This is a genomic window from Mycobacterium sp. AZCC_0083 (assembly GCF_014202335.1).
Lineage (GTDB): Bacteria > Actinomycetota > Actinomycetes > Mycobacteriales > Mycobacteriaceae > Mycobacterium.
Window position 1 is genome coordinate 389302 of record NZ_JACHGP010000001.1, and the last position, 15290, is coordinate 404591.

15 protein-coding genes and 1 pseudogene are annotated in these 15290 nt (G+C 66.7%); 12 read left to right on the forward strand and 4 right to left on the reverse strand.

What is annotated here, in order from left to right; genetic code table 11:
• Positions 1-63 precede the first annotated feature (63 nt).
• The 7 genes from HNP02_RS01815 (at position 64) to HNP02_RS01845 (ending at position 6404) form a co-directional block, all read left to right on the forward strand.
• Entirely contained in the window at positions 64-1398 is a 1335-nt protein-coding gene (locus tag HNP02_RS01815) for an ABC transporter substrate-binding protein (RefSeq protein WP_184433738.1), read from the forward strand.
• A gap of 62 nt (positions 1399-1460) precedes the next feature.
• On the forward strand, positions 1461-2312 hold the full coding sequence (locus tag HNP02_RS01820; RefSeq protein ID WP_184434935.1) for a carbohydrate ABC transporter permease: 852 nt from the start codon (positions 1461-1463) through the stop codon (positions 2310-2312).
• Positions 2309-3124: a carbohydrate ABC transporter permease gene (locus tag HNP02_RS01825; RefSeq protein ID WP_184433741.1), complete on the forward strand. Its 816-nt coding sequence runs from the start codon at positions 2309-2311 to the stop codon at positions 3122-3124. The genes HNP02_RS01820 and HNP02_RS01825 overlap by 4 nt, the downstream gene beginning before the upstream one ends.
• Before the next feature lie 21 nt (positions 3125-3145).
• The gene (locus tag HNP02_RS01830; RefSeq protein ID WP_184433744.1) at positions 3146-4228 is read left to right on the forward strand and encodes an ABC transporter ATP-binding protein; all 1083 of its coding nucleotides are present in this window, start codon (positions 3146-3148) and stop codon (positions 4226-4228) included.
• 45 nt (positions 4229-4273) lie between these two features.
• Positions 4274-5047, forward strand: coding sequence for an SDR family NAD(P)-dependent oxidoreductase (locus HNP02_RS01835; RefSeq protein WP_184433747.1), 774 nt, complete (start codon positions 4274-4276; stop codon positions 5045-5047).
• A 45-nt stretch (positions 5048-5092) separates the two neighbouring features.
• Positions 5093-5914: a BtpA/SgcQ family protein gene (locus HNP02_RS01840; RefSeq protein WP_184433751.1), complete on the forward strand. Its 822-nt coding sequence runs from the start codon at positions 5093-5095 to the stop codon at positions 5912-5914.
• A gap of 148 nt (positions 5915-6062) precedes the next feature.
• Positions 6063-6404 (forward strand): hypothetical protein, encoded by a 342-nt coding sequence (locus tag HNP02_RS01845; protein WP_184433754.1) that lies wholly within the window; start codon positions 6063-6065, stop codon positions 6402-6404.
• 8 nt (positions 6405-6412) lie between these two features.
• On the opposite strand, the gene HNP02_RS01850 is transcribed toward HNP02_RS01845, so the two are convergent.
• A complete protein-coding gene (locus tag HNP02_RS01850) occupies positions 6413-6886 on the reverse strand; it encodes a helix-turn-helix domain-containing protein (RefSeq protein ID WP_184433757.1) in 474 nt (157 codons plus the stop codon).
• A 94-nt stretch (positions 6887-6980) separates the two neighbouring features.
• On the opposite strand from HNP02_RS01850, the gene HNP02_RS01855 reads away from it, so the two are divergent.
• Positions 6981-8165 carry a thiolase family protein gene (locus tag HNP02_RS01855; protein WP_184433760.1) on the forward strand — a complete coding sequence of 395 codons (1185 nt, stop codon included), beginning with the start codon at positions 6981-6983 and terminating at the stop codon, positions 8163-8165.
• Positions 8166-8224: 59 nt separating this feature from the next.
• Here HNP02_RS01855 and HNP02_RS01860 read toward each other — a convergent pair whose 3' ends face one another.
• Positions 8225-8692, reverse strand: coding sequence for a nitroreductase family deazaflavin-dependent oxidoreductase (locus tag HNP02_RS01860; protein ID WP_184433763.1), 468 nt, complete (start codon positions 8690-8692; stop codon positions 8225-8227).
• Positions 8689-10464 (reverse strand): aspartate--tRNA ligase, encoded by a 1776-nt coding sequence (gene aspS / locus HNP02_RS01865; protein WP_184433766.1) that lies wholly within the window; start codon positions 10462-10464, stop codon positions 8689-8691. The genes HNP02_RS01860 and aspS overlap by 4 nt, the downstream gene beginning before the upstream one ends.
• A gap of 78 nt (positions 10465-10542) precedes the next feature.
• On the opposite strand from aspS, the gene HNP02_RS01870 reads away from it, so the two are divergent.
• Together HNP02_RS01870 and HNP02_RS01875 are read left to right on the forward strand one after the other, a co-directional pair.
• Complete coding sequence (locus tag HNP02_RS01870; protein ID WP_309241364.1) at positions 10543-11460, forward strand: oxidoreductase; 918 nt, start codon at positions 10543-10545, stop codon at positions 11458-11460.
• 67 nt (positions 11461-11527) lie between these two features.
• Positions 11528-12083 (forward strand): annotated as a pseudogene (locus tag HNP02_RS01875) (SRPBCC family protein).
• On the opposite strand, the gene HNP02_RS01880 reads toward HNP02_RS01875, so the two are convergent.
• Complete coding sequence (locus HNP02_RS01880; protein ID WP_184433772.1) at positions 12052-13530, reverse strand: carboxylesterase/lipase family protein; 1479 nt, start codon at positions 13528-13530, stop codon at positions 12052-12054. The pseudogene HNP02_RS01875 and the gene HNP02_RS01880 overlap by 32 nt on opposite strands.
• A gap of 85 nt (positions 13531-13615) precedes the next feature.
• On the opposite strand from HNP02_RS01880, the gene HNP02_RS01885 reads away from it, so the two are divergent.
• A complete protein-coding gene (locus HNP02_RS01885; protein ID WP_184433775.1) occupies positions 13616-14518 on the forward strand; it encodes a neutral zinc metallopeptidase in 903 nt (300 codons plus the stop codon).
• Positions 14519-14528: 10 nt separating this feature from the next.
• The gene (locus HNP02_RS01890; protein ID WP_184433778.1) at positions 14529-15065 is read left to right on the forward strand and encodes a DinB family protein; all 537 of its coding nucleotides are present in this window, start codon (positions 14529-14531) and stop codon (positions 15063-15065) included.
• The last annotated feature ends 225 nt before the right edge of the window (positions 15066-15290 follow it).

The following is a 15290-nucleotide window of genomic DNA, read 5'->3' on the forward strand; positions in this document are numbered from 1 at the left end:
ATTTTCCCCCGTCGCTTCGCTCGCCCCGGGAATCCACCACCAAGTGAAGGGAACAGTGCCGCAATGAAGTTGACGCAAACCACGCCAAGTACGACACCTCGGCGGAGGCGGCCGTTCCTCGCCGCACCCGTACTCGCACTCCTGGCCGTACTGACGTTGCTCATCAGCGCGTGCGCGGGCAGCGGCGGCCCCGAGCCGACGCACGCGACCGGCACCGGCGAGGTCCCGAAGGACGTCGCGGGAACGGTGCGCATCCTGATGGAGAACGTGCCCGACACCGACATCGTCAAGTCGATGGTGCCCGAGTTCAACAAGGACTACCCGAACGTCAAGGTCGACATCGAGACGCTGACCTACGACCAGATGCGCGACAAGCTGGTGTCGTCGTTCCAATCATCGTCCCCCACTTACGATCTGATCATCGTCGACAACCCGTGGATGGTGGACTTCGCCAACGCGAAGTTCCTTCAGCCGCTGGATGCCAGAATCGACGGCACCCCCGACTACGACGCGAAGGACTTCTTTCCCTCGCTGACCGACATCACCACGGTCGACGGGGTGCGCTACGGCGTGCCGTTCTACAACTACGCACTCGGATACCTGTACAACACCGACTATTTGGCGCAGGCCAAGCTCGAGGTACCCAAGACCCTCGACGAGTTGGTCAGCACGTCCAAGGCGCTGAAGTCCGGTGCCAGGGCGGGCATCGCGATGCAGCCGCAGCGCGGGTACAAGATCTTCGAGGAGTGGGGTAACTGGCTCTTCGCCGCCGGTGGTTCCATCTACGACCAGAACGGCAAGGTCAGCCTCAACACCCCGCAGGCCAAGCAAGCACTGAACGCCTACATCGACACCTACAAGACCGCGGCACCGCCGAACAGCCTGAACTGGGCGTTCGACGAGGCGTTCCGGTCGGTGTCTGGCGATCAGGCCGCGTCGATGATCAGCTACAACTGGAATCTGCCCGCCCTCAACGATCCCGGCTCGGGACCGTCGGCCGGCAAGTTCAAGCTGGCCGCGATCCCCGGCGACAAGGCGGTGCTCGGCTCGTGGAGCTGGTCCATCCCTGCCAACTCCGGTGCGTCGGACGCGGGCTGGGCGTTCGCCTCGTGGCTCACGTCGAAGGTGCATGACGTTCAGCGCACCGAGAAGGGTGGCGCCGCAATCCGGCAGAGCACGCTGAAGGATCCGGCGGTGCTCGGCGGCAAGTACGGCGCCGACTACTACACGACCGTCGAGCAGATCCTGGGCAATGCGTCACCTCTGAGCCAGGGCCCCAGCGGGGAGGAGATGATCCAGGCCGTCGGCACCGAACTCAACGAGGCCGTCGCGGGCACCAAGAGCGTCGATGATGCTCTGGCCGCCGCACAGGCCGCCGCAGAGAAGATCCAAGGCTAGCCCGTCCCCCCGGGGCTAGCCCTCATGAAGCCGACCACCCCACGAAAGGAGCGATGACCACCGTGAAATTCAAACACGGCATGGTCACCCCCCTAGTCGCTCTTTTCGTCGGGGTGGTCGGTTTCTCCCTCGGTTACGCGTTCTACCTGAGCATCACCGACTACAAGCTGACCAGCCACGGCACACCGAAGTTGGTCGGTGCCGACAACTACGTCGCGACGGTGCACGACAGTGCGTTCTGGGAGGCGTTCGGCACCACCGCGACGTTCGTCTTCCTGGCGGTGGGTTTGGAGTTGGTGATCGGCCTTGCGATCGCACTGGCACTGCAAAAACAGCGCTGGGCAAAGGATCTCACCCGCTCGATGCTGCTGGCACCGATGTTCATCACGCCGATCGCCGTCGGGTTGATCTTCCGGTTCCTGCTCAACGACCAGATCGGCGCCATACCGCACCTGCTGCAAGCCGTCGGTGTCGACTACGACTTCTTCGGCCCAGGCAAGGCGCTGTTAACGCTGGCCCTCATCGACGTGTGGCAGTGGACGCCGTTCATGGTGCTGCTCCTGCTTGCAGGCTTGGAGTCGATCCCGCGGGAACCGTTGGAGGCGGCCAGAGTCGACGGCGCCCGTGGGTGGTACGTCCTTCGGCGGGTGACCCTGCCGCTGCTGGCTCCTGTGCTCGTGGTGGCGATCATGCTGCGCTGTCTGGACGCGATGAAGGTCTTCGAGTACGTGTTCGCCACCACCCGCGGCGGGCCAGGAACCGAGACCCAGACCTTGCAGTACTTCGTGTACCAGACCGGAATTCAGTTCTTCCGCCTCGGATCGGCCTCGTCGATGGCGTTCATCGTGCTGCTTCTGGTGCTGACGGTCATCGTCGTGGCGTTCCGCAGGATGGACAAGGCCAAGCAGTCATGAGGAACTCGAGGACTTTGACCACCTGCCGCGTTGCGCTGCTCTGGGCGGCGGGCGTCTCGGTGCTGTTCCCCGTGGTGTGGATTGCGCTGGCCAGCATCAAAACCCCCGAGCAACTCAATGATCCATTCCTGCTGTCGTTCGCCCCGACGCTGGACGGGTGGCGCAACGTGCTGTCGTCGGGAATCCTCGCCGCGGCGGGCCGCAGCGCGATCGTCGCGCTCACATGCGTCGGCATCAGCGTCGTGGTCGGCAGCATGGGCGCCTACGCCATCGCCCGCTACCGGGCGGGCGGCACCGCCACCCGATTCGGGATGCTGGCCGCGCAGGTGCTTCCACCCGCGGTGCTGGTGTTCCCGTTCCTCACCATGGCCTACGCCCTGCGGCTCAACGACACCCTGGTTCCGGTGATCTTCGCGCACCTGAGTTTCGTTCTGCCCGTGGTCACCTGGTTCCTGATCGGCTTCTTCGAGGCGGTCCCGCAGTCGCTCGAGGAGCAAGCTCAAGTCGACGGGTTCACCCGGTTCCAGGCGTTCCGGCTAGTCGTCCTCCCCCAGGTGTTCCCCGGCATGGGGGCGGCGGCGATCTTCGGCTTCACCCTGTCCTGGAACGACCTGTTCTACGGCTTGATCCTCGCCCCGGGCAAGGCCGCGATCCTTCCGGTGGCCATCGCCGGCTTCAACACCTTCCGTGGCGTGCAGATCGGCTCGATGAGCGCAGCCATCCTGATCGCCGTCGTCCCCGTCGTCATCGCCAGCTTCTTCATTCAGCGCCGCCTGGTGCAGGGCATCAGCGGCGGCGCGGTGAAGTTCTAGAAGAGAGGTGACTCACTACTCGTGGCAATCGTCCGATTCTCCGGCGTGAACAAGTCCTTTCGCTCGACGTCCGTCGTCAGCGATCTGAATCTGGAGCTCCCCGACGGATCGTTCACCGTCCTCGTCGGCCCGTCCGGCTGCGGCAAGTCGACGTCGTTGCGCATGCTGGCAGGATTGGAATCGGTCACGTCGGGCACGATCACGATCGCCGACCGCGACGTGACCCATCTGCAGCCGCGCGACCGCGACGTGGCGATGGTCTTCCAGAACTACGCGCTGTATCCGCACCTCTCGGTGCGGGAGAACATCGCCTTCCCCCTGCGCGCAGCCAAGGAACCGCGCGCGAACGCGCTCAAGCGGGCCGACGAGGTGGCCGAATCCCTCGGCCTGGCAAAGCTGTTGGACCGCAAGCCCAAGGCCCTCAGCGGTGGTCAGCAACAACGCGTCGCCATCGGGAGGGCCATCATTCGCGAGCCGTCGGTCTTCCTCTTCGACGAGCCACTGAGCAACCTCGACGCGAAACTACGGGTGGAGACACGCACCGAACTCCTGCAGATTCAGCGCCGCCTCGGCATCACCTGCCTCTACGTGACGCACGACCAGGAGGAGGCGATGACCCTGTCCGACCGCATGGTGGTGATGCGGGACGGACGCGCCGCGCAGGTCGGTACCCCGATCGAGGTGTTCAACTCCCCCGTCGACACCTTCGTCGCCGCGTTCGTCGGCAGCCCCAAGATGAATCTGATCGCCGGCGAACTGACCGGCGAAACCTTCACCCTGCCAAGTGGATTCGTATTGAACGTGGGACGGGTCGGGGCCAGCGGTCCCGTGACCCTCGGCGTTCGCCCCGACGACCTGGTGCCCACCGTGGCCGACGATGCCGACGCCACGGTCACACTGGTCGAGCTTCTCGGGCCACGGGCGATCGTCACCGTCGACGCCCGCGGTACCGAACTCACCTGCGTCGTGGAGGCGGCGCGGCTCTCGGGCATCACGGAGGGCACCCGGGTCGCACTGTCGGCGAGACCGGGCGCCGTGCACGCATTCGACACCAAGACCGGCCAACGCCTCGTTGGCGCCGACCAAGCGAAACACGATGGATAGGAACGAAGTGCACTTCCAAGGCGAGCGAAGCGACGGGAAAAGTTGATGACCAAGACAGTCGTGGTTACCGGTGCCGGCTCCGGAATCGGGCGCGCCATCGCCACCACCCTCGCCGAACGTGACTGGCGGGTCGTCGTCACCGACATCGACGGCGACGCCGCGCGGGCCGTCGCAGCGGCGCTGCCGGCCGGCGACGGGATCGGCCACGAATCCGCCGAGCTGAACGTCAGTTCGGCTGCCGACGCCGCGTCGGTGGCCTACGACGTGACCGACCGGATCGGCCTGGACGCCTGGGTGAGCAATGCGGGCATCTCGTTCATGCACCGCTTCCTCGAGGCGCCGATCGAGAACTACGACCAGACGATGGACGTCAACCTCAAGGGTGTGTTCGTGTGCGGGCAGGCCGCCGCCCGCGCCATGGTGCGCAGCGGCACGGCGGGCGCGATCGTCAACACCGCGTCGATGGCGGGCAAGCAGGGCCGCGTGCCGTTCCTTGCGGACTACGTGGCGTCGAAGTTCGGCGTCGTCGGCCTCACCCAGGCGATGGCCTACGAGCTCGGCGAGCACGGCATCACCGTCAACTGCGTGTGCCCCGGATACGTCGAAACCCCCATGCAGTCACGGGAACTGGAGTGGGAGGGGCAGCTGCGCGGCATCACCACCGACGGCGTCAGGGCCATGATGGTCGACGACACCCCGTTGCGTCGCCTCGAACAACCAGAGGACGTCGCGCGCTCCGTCGCGTTCCTGCTCTCCGCCGACGCCCGCTTCATCACCGGTGAGGCCCTTGCCGTCAACGGCGGCGCCTACATGGACTGACGCGCCAAAAGGCTTACGAAACACCATTACCGAGAAAGGCACACCGTGACCACCACTTGGCTCGACGAGGTCTTCAAAACCACCAAGCCCGTCATCGCCATGCTTCACCTGGCCGCCCTGCCCGGCGACCCCGGATACGACGGCGCAGCAGGCATCGCCGCCGTCGTCGCGCGCGCTCGCGAGGAACTGGATGCCCTGCAGTCGGGCGGCGTTGACGGCGTGATGATCTCCAACGAGTTCAGCCTGCCGTACCTGACCAAGACGGAACCCATCACCGCGATCACGATGGCCAGGATCATCGGCGAACTGCTGCCCGAACTGCAGGTGCCCTACGGGGTGAACGTGCTGTGGGACGGTCGAGCGTCGATCGACCTTGCCGTCGCCACCGGCGCGAAGTTCGTCCGCGAGATCTTCACCGGGGTGTACGCCAGCGACTTCGGCCTGTGGAACACCAACGTCGGCGAGGTGGCGCGGCATCGCGCCCGCGTCGGCGGTGCGGACGTGAAGTTGTTCTTCAACATCGTCCCCGAGTCCGCCACCTATCTGGCCGAGCGTGACCTCGCGTCCATCACCCGCACCACGGTGTTCGCGACGTTGCCCGACGCGATCTGCGTGTCCGGGGCGACCGCGGGCTCGCCGACGGACGCCGACGCACTGCGCACGGTGAAGTCGGCCGCGGATGCGGTGCCGGTGTTCGTGAACACGGGTGTGCGCGCCGAGAACGTTGCCGCCCAACTCGACATCGCCGACGGCGCGATCGTCGGCACGTACTTCAAGAAGGACGGCGTGTTCGAGAACCGGGCGGAGCGCTCGCGGGTCGAGGAGCTGATGTCGGAGGCGAAGAAGTTCCGCGCGCAGCTGATCTGAAGGACGTCCCCCGAAGGTCTTCGCGAGCGCTTAACCGTACGTGCAGCACGATGGCACATTTGCCATTCAGATGAGCAGTGCAAATAGCGTCCCGAACCGTTGCTGACGGGCATACGCTCAGCCCGTGGCACCACCCTAGGGGGTAATCATGGCTGCAATTGGATTCGTGGTTCCGGTCCTTCCTGGCAAAGAGCAGGCGGACCGGGACTGGATGGAGGAGATGGACGGTCCCCGCCGGGAGGCATACGAATCGCTCTGGAAGAAACACGGCTTGTCCCGGCACATGGTCTGGCAGCAGGAGACGCCTGGCGGGACAGTCGATGTCGTCTTCTTGGAGGCCGATGACATAGCTGCCGCCATGCAGGGGATCACGTCATCCGACGACGAGTTCAGTGAGTGGTTCCGCGGACGGGTGAAGGATGTCCACGGCATCGATCTGACCTCGGAGAGCCCGCCGGATTCCACGCAGATCCACGACCACCGCTTTTAGCGGCTGAGCTACCGAGGGGCCCGTTCGTAGCGAACGGCCAGTTCGTCGGCGGGCACCAGATGACCTTCCGCGCAACGAATCTCGACGGTCGCCTCGGCGCCGCAGCCTAGATGACTCAGCCGCAGCCTGCTGTCCTCCAGGTGCTTGCGGCCCCACTCGAACATGGCCCAGACCACGGGCATGAACTCGGTACCGGCGTCGGTGAGCACATACTCGTCGCGGCTGCGCTGGCCCGGCTCGCGGTAGGGCTGCTTCGCGAGCAAGCCCGCGGCCACCAGTTCCGACAGCCGGGCCGACATGGCCGCCTTCGTGATGCCGACGCGGCGGGCGAAGTCGTCGAACCGCGTGGTGCCGTAGTACGCCTCCCGCATGACCAGCATCGCCGACTTGGTCCCCACTACGGCCATCGTCTGCTCGATCGGGCAATGACCGACGGCAGACCAGGAGTCGCGTTCGGCGAGTACGCCCTGCAGGACTGTCATGTACGTCACTCCCTCGCTGGGTTGTTGTTACTAGACCTAGGTGTTACATCTAAGTATAGAGAGCAGTACTCAGCGACGAGTCCAGGAGGAACAAATGGCCGGATATTCGGACCGCGACGCCGTCATCGTGAGCGCCGTACGCACCCCGATCGGCAAGGGCAAGGCCAGCGGTGCGCTGCACGACGTGCTGCCCGCCGATCTGCTCGCGCACAGCCTGCGCGAGGTCGTCGCCCGCACCGGGGTCGATCCGGTCAAGATCGACGACGTCATCGCGGGCGCCGTCACCCAGGTCGGCGACCAGGCCCTCAACATCGCCCGCAACGCGCTGCTCGGCGCAGGCTTCCCCGAGTCCGTGCCAGGCACCACCGTGGACCGGCAGTGCGGAAGTAGCCAGCAGGCAATCTCATTCGCCGCCCAGGGCGTGCTCGCCGGGTCATACGACATCGTGATCGCCGCAGGCGTGGAGTCCATGGGCCGGGTGCCGATGGGCACCTCGGTGTTGCCTGGCAGCGACCCGTTCGGCAAGGCGTTCGCCGAGCGCTACTCGGAGGGACTCGTCCCGCAGGGCATCAGCGCCGAACTGATCGCCGCCAAGTGGGGGCTGTCGCGGACCGAGCTCGACGAGTTCTCCGCCAGCAGTCACGAGAAGGCCGCCCGCGCGACCAAGGACGGGCTCTTCGACAACGAGCTGTCTCCGATCGCGGGCTTGTCGACCGACGAGATCATCCGCCCGGAAACCACGGTCGAGACACTGGCCGGCCTGCGGCCCGCCTTCTACACAGAGGCGTACGCGGCCCGCTTCCCGCAGATCAACTGGGAGATCACGGCAGGCAACTCGTCGCCGTTGTCCGACGGCAGCGCCGCGGTGATGATCACCAGCGGCGCGGTGGCCCGCAGCCTCGGGCTGAAGCCGTTGGCCCGCATCCACACCATGACGGCAGTGGGCTCCGATCCGCTGTACATGCTGACCGGCGTCATCCCCGCCACGGAGAAGGTGCTGGCACGTGCGGGCCTGACGCTGGCCGACATCGACCTGTTCGAGGTCAACGAGGCGTTCGCGCCGGTCGTGCTGGCGTGGGCTCGCGACACCGGCGCGGATCTGGAGAAGACCAACGTCAACGGCGGTGCCATCGCGATCGGTCACCCGTTGGGCGCCAGCGGTGCCCGCATCATGACGACCATGGTCAACGCACTCGAGCAGCGCGACGGACGGTATGCCCTGCAGACGATGTGTGAGGCCGGCGGCATGGCCAACGCCACCATCATCGAGCGCCTCTAAGCGACTCGGGCACACAAACCCGCGACGAGCCCGGGTGCGCGTGCACAAGTCGCAAGGGGTTAGGCGCGGGTGAGCTCGAACAGCGGGATGATCCGACTGGTCTTCGCCTGATACTCGGTGAACACGGGTGCGATGGCGATCACCGCGGGCAGGACCTCGTCGCGTTCGGCCGTCGGCAGTTCCCGGGCGATCACGTCATACGAGTCGGCGCCGACCTCGACGCGGGCCTGCGGGTAGGCCCGCAGGTTGTGGACCCAGGCCGGATGCTTGGGCGCACCGGCGTACGAGCCGAAGATGATCGTCCTTCCGTCAAGGTCCAGGAACGCCAGCGGCGACAACCGCGGCTGCCCTGACTTCGCGCCCGTCGTCGTCAGCAGCAGCAGGTTGTCACCGAACTCGGCCACCTTGCCGCCGTTGGTCCGGAACTTCGCGACGATGTCGTCGTTGAACGCGTGTAGCGCCCCGGGGTCGGCGAGCAGCTTGTCTTTGTCGATCTCAGTCAGGTTGTCTTTGTCGATCTCGGTCATGCCTCAGTCAATCCCTTGGGCTTGGCATCTATTCCGGATTCCTTGCGCTGCTGCGGGGTGATTGGCGCAGGGGCATCGGTCAATGGATCGACGCCGCCGCCCGACTTCGGGAAGGCGATGACCTCGCGGATGGAGTCGACGCCGGCCAGCAACGCGGTGATGCGGTCCCAGCCGAAGGCGATGCCACCGTGCGGCGGTGCGCCGAAGGTGAACGCGTCCAACAGGAATCCGAACTTGTCCTGGGCTTCGTCGTGGTCGATGCCCATCATCGCGAAGACGCGCTCCTGGACGTCGCGGCGGTGGATGCGGATCGAGCCGCCGCCGATCTCGTTGCCGTTGCAGACGATGTCATAGGCGTTGGCCAGCGCACTGCCGGGATCGGTGTCGAACGTCGCCTCCGACTCCGGCTTGGGCGAGGTGAACGCGTGGTGCACGGCGGTCCACGCGCCGGAGCCCAGCGCGACGTCGCCGGCCTCGGTGGCCTCGTCGGTGCCCTCGAACAGTGGCCAGTCCACCACCCAGGTGAACGCCCATGCCGTCGGGTCGATCAGGTCCAGTCGCTTGGCGACCTCGATGCGGGTGGCGCCGAGCAGGGCACGTCCCGCTTTCGCCGAACCCGCCGAGAAGAAGATGCAGTCCCCCGGCTTCGCGCCGACGTGGGCGGCCAGGCCGTCGCGTTCGGCGTCGGTGAGGTTCTTGGCGACCGGCCCGCCGAGCGTGCCGTCCTCGGCGACGAGCACGTAGGCCAGCCCCTTGTGGCCGCGCTGCTTGGCGAACTCCTGCCAGCCGTCCAGCGTGCGCCGCGGCTGCGATGCACCGCCCGACATGACCACCGCACCGACGTACGGCGCCTGGAAGACGCGAAACGTGGTGTCGGAGAAGTACTCCGTGCACTCGACGAGCTCGAGGCCGAACCGCAGATCGGGTTTGTCGGAACCGAACCGACGCATCGCGTCGGCGTAGTCGATCCGCGGGATCGGCGTCGGCAAGTCGTATCCAACCAGCGCCCACAGCGCCTTGAGCACCTCTTCCGACACGGCGATCACGTCGTCGGCGTCGACGAAGCTCATCTCCATGTCCAGCTGGGTGAACTCGGGCTGGCGGTCGGCGCGGAAGTCCTCGTCGCGGTAGCACCGTGCGATCTGGTAGTACCGCTCCATGCCCGCGACCATCAGCAGCTGCTTGAACAGCTGCGGGCTCTGCGGCAGTGCATAGAACGACCCCGGCTGCAGACGCGCGGGCACCAGGAAGTCGCGGGCGCCCTCGGGAGTCGAGCGGGTCAGCGTCGGCGTCTCGATCTCGAGGAAGTCGTGGCTGGCCAATACGCCGCGAGCCGCCGCGTTCACCTTGGAGCGCAACCGGATTGCGTTGCCTGGGCCTTCGCGGCGCAGATCGAGGTAGCGGTACTTGAGCCTGGCTTCCTCACCCGCGGTCTCGTCGAGCTGGAACGGCAGCGGCGCACTCTCGCCCAGTACCGTCAGCGACGTTGCGTTGACCTCGATGTCGCCGGTGGCGATCTCGGTGTTGGCGTTGCCCTCGGGCCGGGTCTCGACGACACCCTCCACGGCGACGCAGAACTCGGCACGGAGATGGTGTGCCTGCTCCAGCACGCCCGCGTCGCGGAACACCACCTGCGCCACGCCGGACGCGTCGCGGAGATCGATGAAGATGACACCGCCGTGGTCACGCCGACGGGCCACCCAACCGGCCAACGTCACCTTCTGACCGGCGTCGGTGGACCGCAACGAACCGGCGGCATGACTGCGCAACACGAAAACTCCCTGGAAAATGGCCTCGGACGTGGACTGACACAGTGTAGAGGGGGCCGTTTCGTCGGTACTCTGGCGTTGGTGGATGAGCGCCTGCGCGAAGACCATGTGCCAGTTGTCAGCATTGCGGTCATCGGGCCTGGCGCCATCGGATCTACCGTCGCGGCGCTGGTGCACAGCGCGGGTCATCAGGTGATCGTGTGCGGGCGCACTGCTCGCGAGTCCATCGAAGTCAGGCCCGACGATGCGGACCCGATCGTGGTGCCCGGACCCGTGCGCACCGACCCAGACACCATCGACGGACCCGTCGGCGTGGTGATGCTGGCCGTCAAGGACACCCAGACCCAGGACGCGGCCGCGTGGTTGGCGCGCCTGTGCGATGAGAACACGGTGGTGTGCGCACTGCAGAACGGTGTCGAGCAGGTCGAGCGCGTTGGGCGCTTCTGCCCGTCGTCGACCGTGGTGCCCGCCGCGGTGTGGTTCTCCGCCGAGACACAACCCGAGGGGTGGGTCCGGCTCAGGACGGGCGTGCGCCTGGTGCTGCCCGAGGGCGAGGCCCCGCAGCGGCTGGCCGACCTACTCCGCGGACCGTTGTGCACCGTCGAATGCAGCCCCGACTTCGTCACCGCCGCCTGGCACAAACTGTTGAGCAACGCCGTCGCCGGCCTCATGGCGCTGACCGGCCGGAAGTCGGGGATGTTCCGCCGCGACGACGTGGCCCAACTGGCCAAGGAGTACCTCGCCGAATGCCTCGCGGTGGCCCGCGCCGAGGGCGCCAAGCTGGAGGACGCCGTGATCGAGGACGTCGTCGGGCTGTTCAGCGGGCTGCCCGAGGACATCACCACGTCGATACTGACCGACCGCGAACTCGGCAAGCCGATGGAGTGGGACATCCGCAACGGCGTGATCGTCCGCAAGGCCGCCGAGCACGGGCTGGCCACACCGATCAGTGCCGTCCTGGTGCCGCTGCTCGCCGCGGCCAGTGACGGACCGGGCTAGTGACTGACGGGGCGAGCGAAGCGACGAGAAATGACTGAGTAGACACCAAGCCCTAGAGTGTCTACTCATGGCCGAGTCCCATCCGAAGACCTACCAGTGCGAACACGTCGACCTCGATTTCATCGCCAGTGCGCCGTTCCGGTTCGTCAGCACAGTCGATCTCGCCATCACCCCCGAGCAGCTGTTCGAGGTGCTCGCCGACGCCGAGTCGTGGCCACACTGGGCGACATTGATCACCAAGGTGGTCTGGACCAGCCCCGAGCCGCGCAGCATCGGCACCACTCGTACGGTGAGCATGCGCGGCAACATCGTCGGTGACGAAGAGTTCATCGCATGGGAGCCGTTCTCTCACATGGCCTTCCGGTTCAACCAGAGCACGTCGAACGCGCTGTCCGCATTCGCCGAGGACTACCGGGTGGTGCCGAACCGCCGACGGCTGCCATCTGACCTGGGTGATGGCGATGAAACCGAGCGGCGTGGCAGGCCGGCTCGGCATGACCTTCTCTCGGCCGGTGATGGCGTGGCTGTTCCAGCGCTTCCTGCACAACCTGCGCCGTTACACCGACGCGCGTTACGCGACCAGCGGTCCGGTCAGTACAGACCCGACCATGCCGAACGCCTGACGGCGTCGGGATCGGCCACGGTGTCGTCGCGCGCCGAACGAATGACGCGGGTGCGACGGTCCTGCGCGTCGTAGCGCGGCCAGTCCGGACCGAGCTCTCCGGTGGAGAAGTTCAACCAGGTGCGCTGCATGCGCCTGCCCACCGATGGCTGCACCCGGCGACCCAGCGGGTGCAGCTTGCGGCCAAGGTACGACGAGTAGCTGTGTTGGACGTGCACGATCTCGCTGCCGTGTGTCGCGCCGAGCCCGAGCACCCGCAAGCTCCACGCGGCATGGTCGAACCGATAGGCGTAGGTCGGGGCGTGCGCGCTGTACGCATCGGCGAATGCCCATGCGGGAGCACAGAACATGGCGTCGGATCCGACGGCCACCAGCGCGCGGCGCCGCGGATAGTCCGGGTAGGCCTCCAGCACCCGCGCCCTGGCTTCTGGTGCCATGCGGTCGAAGTAGGCGTCGATGCTGTCCACCGTCGTCGGCAGCATCGGCGGCTTGACCCACGCGAACATCGACGCCTCGTCGCTGTTGGTGCCGACGATCAATGGAACCCTCGACACCGCGCCAATGCGGGCAGCTTCGATCGGGTGATGCGGCAGCAGGTCGACGCCGTACGTCAGCCCGTAGGCCAGCATCGGGCTCTCGGACGCACTCTCGGACTGCACCAGCCCAGCGGCGCGGCGAAGCGGGCGTTGCGGCAGCGACTTGATCTCGTCTACGCCCACCCCGAGCCGCTGCACGAAGCGGCGGGCCCGACGGGCCCGTGTCTCGCGGTCGGCGATCAGCGGCAGCGCCGGACTCTGGGCGATCGCGCGCGTGAACAGGCCATCGGACGCCGGGCTGGCCAGCAACGCCAACACCGATGTCGCACCAGCTGATTCGCCGAACACGGTGACCTGGTCCGGGTCACCGCCGAATGCGGAGATGTTGTCGCGCACCCAGGCCAGCGCCGCCAGCTGGTCGCGAAGGCACAGGTTGTCGTCGAACCCGTCGCCCAGATCGGACAGCTCGAATCCGCCGAACACGCCGAGCCGGTAGGTCACGTTGACCACCACGACGTTGCCGTTGCGGGCCAGCCGAGAACCGTTGTAGAGCTGCAACTGACCCGCGCCGTACACGAAGGCGCCACCTGGAATCCACACCATCACGGGCAGCGAGCCGGTCGGGTCTGGCGACCACACGGTGACGGTCAGGCACGCCTCGTCACGGATCTTCGGATCGTCGCGTCCTCCCCCGACGAAGGACCGGCCCTGCGGGGGCAACGGGCCGTGCTCGACGGCGTCGCGAATGCCCTGCCAGGACTGCAGCGGGGCGGGCGCGAGGAACCGCCGATCACCGACTGGCTGTTCGGCATAGGCGACGCCGCGCCATACGTTGACGCCGCCCTCGGTGGCACCTCGCAGGCGCCCATTCGAGGTGTGCGCAACGGTCGAGAGTTCGGCAACGGCGGCCACGGTTCGAATCGTAGTGTGGGAAGCTGAACCCGGCTGGCGCCCAGCCTCGCGGCGGAATGCCGACTGACGCGGACGGAGCGGTGTGATGACCTTCAACGAGGGTATGCAGATCGACACGAGCACCACGTCGAGCAGCGGTGGGGGCGGTGGAGGTGGCGGTGGCCGCGGCATCGCAATCGGTGGCGGACTCGGTGGGCTGCTGATCGTCGTGGTCGCGCTGTTCCTCGGGGTCGACCCCAGCACGGTGCTCCCCCAAGGCGGCACCAGTGAATACGACTCCCAGAGCGTCGAAGCGCCCGGTTTCGATCTGAGTCAGTGCAAGACCGGCAAGGACGCCAACACGATCGTGCAGTGCCGCGTCGTGGCCACCGGGAACTCCGTCGACGGGGTGTGGAGCCAGCTGCTGAAGGGCTACACCCGCCCGAAGGTGCGGTTGTTCAGCCAGTCGGTGAGCACGGGGTGCGGACCGGCGACGACCGACGTCGGCCCGTTCTACTGCCCGGTCGACCAGACCGCCTACTTCGACACGTCGTTCTTCCAGGTACTCACCGACCAGTTCGGTTCCAGCGGTGGGCCGTTGGCGCAGGAGTACGTCGTCGCCCACGAATTCGGCCACCACGTGCAGGACCTGCTCGGCGTCCTTGGCAAGGCCCAGCAGGGGCCAGGCGGCTCCGAGGGCAACGGCGTGCGCACCGAACTGCAGGCCGACTGCTACGCAGGCGTGTGGGCGCACTACGCCGCGATCACCAAGCAGGAGAGCACCGGCGTGCCGTTCCTGGAACCGTTGACGGACAAGGACATCGCCGACGCGCTGTCAGCCGCATCCTCGGTCGGCGACGACCGCATCCAGAAGTCCTCGACGGGCCGGGTCAACCCCGAAACGTGGACGCACGGCTCGTCGGCCGAACGGCAGAAGTGGTTCACCACCGGGCACCAGACGGGCGATCCCAACAAGTGCGACACGTTCTCCGCCCGCGACCTCGGCTGAGCGCCGCGCAGTGACTGCAAGCGACGACGTCGAGCCCGACGACAAGGACTGGACCTGGGTCCTTGGCCGCCCGTGTCCGGAGTGCGGTTTCGACGCTGCGGCCGTGCACCCCACCGACGTCGCCGGACGCATCCGCAAGGACGCAGTCAACTGGCTGACCCGACTGGAGCGCCCCGGGGTGACCGAGCGGCCGCGTCCCGGCGTGTGGTCGGTCCTGGAGTACGGATGCCACGTGCGCGACGTGCACCGGATCTTCGATCAGCGGGTGCACCTCATGCTCGACGAGGACGCTCCCCACTTCCCGAACTGGGACCAGGACCAGACGGCCCTGGCCGACGCCTACGCCTCCCAGCGGCCCGACACCGTCGCCGCCGAACTCGCGGAGGCCGCCGAAGCCGCCGCCAACACCTATGCGACGGTGCCCGACGGTGCGTGGTCGCGCCGTGGATTGCGGAGCAACGGCAGTGAGTTCACCGTCGCGTCGATCGCCGTCTATCACCTGCACGACGTCGTTCACCACGGGTGGGACGTCGATTCAGCGGATTGACCGCGTCACGCACTCTCGCACGTCCTGCACGCTCCAGCCCTCAGCGCAGCCACTCTTGCCATCTCGGCGCGACCACGTCGTGTCCGTTCGCTGCAGCACGCGACGAGCCGACACGCCCAACCTTCACGATGAGTTTGCTGTGGGGGTCTTCCAGCAATCTCTCGCCAAGACAACGAGGACACCGGCCATAGCGCCTGCTTAGAGGTGCTCACGAAAAAATAGCGA